Genomic DNA, 5959 nt, shown 5'->3' with positions numbered 1-5959 from the left:
ACAAAGAAGCAAAAAGGCTGCATTTTTATAATAAAATTGTGAATAAAAAAGCACTCCCCCGCACGCCTAATAAGTTATAATTAAAGCATAATATTAACGTGCGGCAAGCCCATACAGCGAGTAGTTATATAAGACCTTTGCTCATATTGTAATAGATTAAAAGTTTTACTACTCTTGAATAACTCTTTATGCCGTGTATTTGATTATTCGCTTTTAAATATGTGTCATTTACTTTATGGCTTATATTAGAGAGTTGACCTCTGTATTGATTCCAAAAGTCATAATTGTATCTTATCTCTTCTTTTGTTTTTTCGTTGAGGTTTGAAATAAGCATAGCATAATTTTCATCTCTTTTAAGTTCGGATAACACATATAAAAGTGCCTCAAATGCTCCTGAATATTGTATAAACAAATCACTATGTTTTGAGCATGCAAGATACGCAATAAAATTAGCTTCATCTTCGTAGGCTATACCTATTTTATGAGCCATTTCATGAGCTATAGTATAAGGCATAGATGTGTATGGTATAAGTGTATTAACATTTGCCTCTGAAGTAAATGGGGAGTATATTCCTGTTATTTGAAGTCTTAAAAAAAGTTTTGATATTTTTATTGGTTTTGTTCTTGAATAATACATCTCTAAATATGGAAACTCTTCAAAAACTTTATTATATTCGCTTTCAACCATTCTATTTAGAGCTTGATAATTTGTATTGATTGAGGTTTCATATTTCATTTTTGTTTGCAAATCATTTAAATCTTTTATTAATAGCTCTGCTAGTGAATAGAGTTTATTATATGCTTCTTCATCTGTGATATTATTATTTTCAAAGAAGTAATTTTGATAATTATTGATAAGAGGAAATCTATAATAATTTAATCCCCATACAGACATAAAAACTATATATATAATAATTGCAATGCACACTACTACATATAAAAAGTTAAATATTAATTTTAGCTTTTCTTGTCCAAATATTATTTTTTTTATAGAGAAAACAAAGAATAAAAGAATTAATATTATAAAAATAAATAAAAGTATTTCAGCAATAGAAAAACTAAAATTTGATGTTACTTTCCCAATACTTCCAGATATAGCTTTATAAGCTTTTCTTGAATAAAAATTTTCTACAAACTTTGGTGATAATGTGAGAAGTTTTAATACAATGGCTATAAATATTATACATATTAGAAAGGTGATTTTGTTTTTCATTTTTTTATTATAACCAAAATAATTTTATTTGTAAAGCTTAAAAAATTGAATTACATATTTCTAAAAATTATTAAAACGCTCTCACCATAAGTTTTTATTTCATAGTTGTATTCTTTTATTTTCTCTAAAAAGCTTTTATAGTATTCAAGCCCCATCTCAACAAATAAATATCCATTATCATTTAATAATTTTCTTTCAAATATATTTAAAAATACTTCATAATAAATTTTTGAATGATAAGGCGGGTCAAAGAATATTATATCAAAAGTATCATTTGTTCTTTTAACATAGTCATCTGCTGATACTCTTTTTATTTTGTATTGATTTTCTTCAAATATATTTTTTGCATTTGTAAATATTGTTTTAACAGCCTCTCTGTCTATTTCTATAAAGGCTGCAAACTTAGCCCCCCTGCTTAAAGCCTCAAAACCCACAGCACCGCTTCCAGCACAAAGGTCTAAAAAAGTTTTATCATTAGCATCTATTATATTAAATAAAGCCTCTCTTACCTTTCCTTGAGTAGGTCTAAAATCTCTCTTTGGTGTAATGATTTTTTTATTTTTTTTGTATCCAGATATTATATGCAATTTTGTATCCTCATAAAAAATCAAACATATAATACTCTAATCTGAGCAAAAGCGGCATTAACATTCAAATAAAGTATTTTGTCAGAAGTACCCATAACAAAGTTCATTTCCCCAAAACTTACACTGTCCCCAGTAGGTATTGAAATACTGCCGAATGCACTAGAAGCTTTTATATGTATTTGTAAATTTTGATTGATTAAAACAACAGTATCAGCAAAGGCACAATTAACATTAACATTTTTATTTCTGTCAATTTGTATGTTTGATAAATCTATTGTAGAGCTTTTGAAATTGATATTATAATCTTCTGTTTTTTGTTTCGGCAATTTATCTCCAACATAATAAACACCTACTATAATATATATTCCAAGAAATATAATAATCATTCCTATAATCATTCTAAATATAGGAGTATATAATATAAAAGGCATATTTATATTGAGAGCATATCTTATTAAAATATAAAGTCCTGTAGTAATTATAGTGAGAGCTATTATAATTTTTGATGCGTAAAAACCTCTTCCAAGTATTATTGCTATGCCCCATACTATAATTAATATAGATACTATTATTGTAAATACAGGTACGTATGCTAATGCTGGTATATATATATGAAACACATATTGAAGCAAAATATATGCCCCAATAATTAAAACTAAAATTCCTATTATAGTTCTTGAAAAAATAAATTTCATAATAAGCCTTTTAATCAATTTGTATTCAATAATATTAAACAATATTCATTAAAAATCAAGTTATTTATATACTCAAAAAATTTAATTATTTTAGTATAAACTGGTTAAAGTTATTATTGATAAGTATATATAAACTTGACATTTTAGTTTTATACTTATAAAATCAAAATGAAGTATAAATTTGGAGTGTGATTATTATGTCAAAAAGAGAGATGATTAATAGTATAATAGGTGAAGGTTCATATTTCAAAGGAACTTATATAGTAAAAGGCTCTTTTCAAATAGATGGTAAATTTGAGGGAGATTTAAAAATAGACGGGCATTTAATAATAGGTACTAATGGTAAAGTAAAGACAAGCACTATTATTACAGATAGCATAACAATAGCAGGTACTTTAATTGGTAATATATCAGCTTCAAATGAAGTAGTATTAATAGAAACAGGAAGAGTTTTAGGAAATATAGAAGCTCCTAAAATAGATGTTGGCGAGGGTGCTGTTATACAGGGAGAGATGACTATTACAGGCGGACAAAAAAAGAACATTACAAAAATAGTAGAAGATTCTTTTAGCGATAAAGTTGAGGCAGAAAATACTTTTGAAAATACAAATAATACAGAGAATCAATCAAATTGATAAATAAAGGAAAGCATTAAAAATGGCTATTAAAATAAAGACACAATCAGAAATAAATTTGATGCGTGAAAGCGGACATATATTAGCAAATGTGTTTAAAGAAGTTTCTAAACTTGTTGAGCCTGGCATATCTACAAAAGAGCTTGATAAATTTGTTTATGATTATATAAGAAAGCAAAATGCAAAGCCTTCTTTTAAGGGCTATGGCAATCCTCCTTTTCCTGCTTCAATATGTGCTTCTATAAATGATGAAATAATACATGGAATACCAAGCAAAAAAAGAGTATTAAAAGACGGTGATATAATAGGTCTTGATATAGGCGTTTATTATAAGGGTTATCATTCAGATAGGGCATTCACTTTTAAGGTTGGCAATGTATCAGCAGAAGCTTCAAGGCTTGTAGACACAACAATGGAATCATTTTTTAATGGAATAAAACAGATAAGAGATGGTGTTCATTTGGGAGATGTTTCTTATGCCATACAGAAAACTGCAGAAGATGCTGGTTATTCTTTGGTGAGAGAGTTTAACGGTCATGGTGTTGGAGCTAATTTGCATGAAGAGCCTGCTGTGCCTAATAGAGGTAAAAAAGGTTTTGGTCCTGTGCTTAAAACCAATATGGTAATAGCAATAGAGCCTATGGTTAATATGGGACATCATGCTATATATATTGAAGATGATGATTGGACTGTTGTTACAAGAGACGGCTCTTTATCTGCTCATTATGAACATACTGTTGCTGTTAAAGAAGATGGTGTTGAGATACTTACTGCTTTAGAAGATGATGAGATAGTTAACAAATATATGAATAGTTAAAAAAATATATAAGATAAAGTTTTATTATACCGATAGTTAATAATAAGAATTTATAAAAAACTATTATTTGCAGTGTAATATACCATGAAACATTTTTTATTTATATTTTTATTTTTTTGTTTATCTTTATATTCTCAAACAAATACAGCTATTACAACTTTAAGAATAGATACTAACTTTTTTATGTCATCTTTTGACGGAAAATTGCAGCCTGCTTGGGTTTATATAGGTGAGGCTAAAAGGGCTATCAATGATGGTAATAGTTCTTATGCTTTATTTATTATGAACAAAACTTTATTATATTATCCTGAAAATGCTGATGCTCATTATTTATTAGGTATGATATATGAAAGTGAAGCTGGTAAACCTTCAGAGCAGGGAGGAATTGCTACATATCGCTTGGCTGTAGAAGAATATAAAAAATCTATACAATATGCCAACAATTTAACTATACCTTCTTATAAATATGATGCTTATTTTAATTTGCTTGATATATATGAAAAGCTTATAGACCAAACTAATTATTCTCAAACAGAACAAGAGATTATTAATATGGCTGAGAGAAGCTATAATAAAATGGAGAAGGGAAGAATATATTTCAAATTGGCAGAGCATTATGATGCAAGAAACAGAAGAACATCAGCAATTGATTATTATAGACAATCATATTTAAACGGATATAGACAAAAATTATCTTTATTTAGAATATCTATAATATATAGAAAAATGCGTAATTATGTACAAGAGAAAGAAACTCTCATGCTTGCTAGCGGATACAGTTTTGAAAATGAAGAGCCTTCCAATTTTGAAGTTGACAAGATTATTATAAACAGATTAGAACAGCTTAAAAATGTAAAAATACCTAGAAAAATATATTAATAGGAAATAATAATGGCTTTTTTTGATTTATCTATAGATGAACTTTATCAATATAAAGGAAGCTCCTTAGAACCAAGCGATTTTGATAGTTTTTGGCTTAATAACATAAAAGAAAATAATCATAAACCAGAAGCAAAATATAATTTAATACAAACACATTTAAAATTTTTTGATGTTTATGAAGTGAGTTTTTTGGGTTACAAAAAGCATACTATAAATGGCTGGTATATAGCACCAAAAAATACTGATAAATTAACTTGTATAATTAAATATTTAGGATATGGAAACGGTAAGGATTTGCCTATTAATCATATAGTTTTTCCATCTGCAGGCTATAGTGTATTTGTGATGGAGACTAGGGGGCAGGGGGCTGAAGATGGCAATGGTGCTTCTACTATTGACCCTGAAGGCTATGGAGTGCATGCTGACGGATTTCTCACAAAGGGCATATTAGACAAAAATGACTATTATTATAAAAGAGTTTTTATAGATGCTCTAAAAGCAGTAGAGGCAGTGAAAGAACATTCATCAACAGAGAAAATTGTTATTAATGGTTCTAGCCAAGGCGGAGGAATTGCATTAGCTGCATGTGCATTAAGTGAGCTTTCAAATATAAAAATAGATGCAATGATGGCAGATGTTCCTTTTTTATGCGATTATAAAAGGGCTTCTACGATTACAGATACTTTGCCTTATAATGAAATAGTGAGATATTGCAAAACAAATAGAGATAAAGAGAATATCGTTTTTAATACGCTTTCATATTTTGACGGAGCATTTTTTGCTAAGAGGGCTAAAGCAAAAGCATTATTTTCTGTTGGTCTTATGGATATAATAGTACCACCTTCAACGGTGTTTGCTGCTTATAATAATTATGCAGGAGAGAAGTCTATTGAAGTTTATACTTTTAATGGGCATGAAGGCGGAGACAATTATCATATGGAAAAGAAGCTAGATTTTTTGAGCAGATTATAATATTTTTAAATTATACCAAAACAAATAATTTTTATCCGTTTTTATTTTTATGAATATATTATTTATAATTGTCGAGAACTAAAAAACTATTTTATACTTTATAATATTCTAGCATATGGGGTTAAAACATTTGCACTTTTTGCAACTTTTTGCGGCGG

At 28.0% G+C, this 5959-nt stretch carries 7 protein-coding genes; 4 read left to right on the top strand and 3 right to left on the bottom strand.

Translation table 11 applies throughout. The features are described 5' to 3' along the window. Positions 1-124 precede the first annotated feature (124 nt). Genes E6A48_RS04005 through E6A48_RS03995 form a run of 3 tightly spaced genes read right to left on the bottom strand, consistent with a single transcriptional unit; the run spans position 125 to position 2495 of the window. Entirely contained in the window at positions 125-1213 is a 1089-nt protein-coding gene (locus tag E6A48_RS04005) for a DUF3810 domain-containing protein (protein WP_219708751.1), read from the bottom strand. Between the two features lie 50 nt (positions 1214-1263). Next, positions 1264-1800 (bottom strand): 16S rRNA (guanine(966)-N(2))-methyltransferase RsmD, encoded by a 537-nt coding sequence (rsmD, locus tag E6A48_RS04000; RefSeq protein WP_219699587.1) that lies wholly within the window; start codon positions 1798-1800, stop codon positions 1264-1266. Between the two features lie 20 nt (positions 1801-1820). Continuing rightward, entirely contained in the window at positions 1821-2495 is a 675-nt protein-coding gene (locus E6A48_RS03995; protein WP_219708749.1) for a hypothetical protein, read from the bottom strand. Positions 2496-2692: 197 nt separating this feature from the next. On the opposite strand from E6A48_RS03995, the gene E6A48_RS03990 reads away from it, so the two are divergent. The 4 genes from E6A48_RS03990 to E6A48_RS03975 all read left to right on the top strand — a co-directional run bounded on the left by E6A48_RS03990 (position 2693) and on the right by E6A48_RS03975 (position 5801). Beyond that, on the top strand, positions 2693-3130 hold the full coding sequence (locus E6A48_RS03990) for a bactofilin family protein (protein ID WP_219708747.1): 438 nt from the start codon (positions 2693-2695) through the stop codon (positions 3128-3130). A gap of 22 nt (positions 3131-3152) precedes the next feature. Then, a complete protein-coding gene (gene map, locus E6A48_RS03985; RefSeq protein WP_013244189.1) occupies positions 3153-3947 on the top strand; it encodes a type I methionyl aminopeptidase in 795 nt (264 codons plus the stop codon). A gap of 84 nt (positions 3948-4031) precedes the next feature. Continuing rightward, the gene (locus tag E6A48_RS03980) at positions 4032-4826 is read left to right on the top strand and encodes a tetratricopeptide repeat protein (protein WP_219708745.1); all 795 of its coding nucleotides are present in this window, start codon (positions 4032-4034) and stop codon (positions 4824-4826) included. A 12-nt stretch (positions 4827-4838) separates the two neighbouring features. Next, positions 4839-5801 (top strand): acetylxylan esterase, encoded by a 963-nt coding sequence (locus E6A48_RS03975; RefSeq protein ID WP_219708744.1) that lies wholly within the window; start codon positions 4839-4841, stop codon positions 5799-5801. The last annotated feature ends 158 nt before the right edge of the window (positions 5802-5959 follow it).

It is taken from the genome of Brachyspira pilosicoli, from assembly GCF_019402445.1.
GTDB lineage: Bacteria > Spirochaetota > Brachyspiria > Brachyspirales > Brachyspiraceae > Brachyspira > Brachyspira pilosicoli_B.
Note: the sequence above shows the minus strand (reverse complement) of the source record. Positions and strands in the feature narration are given on the sequence as shown.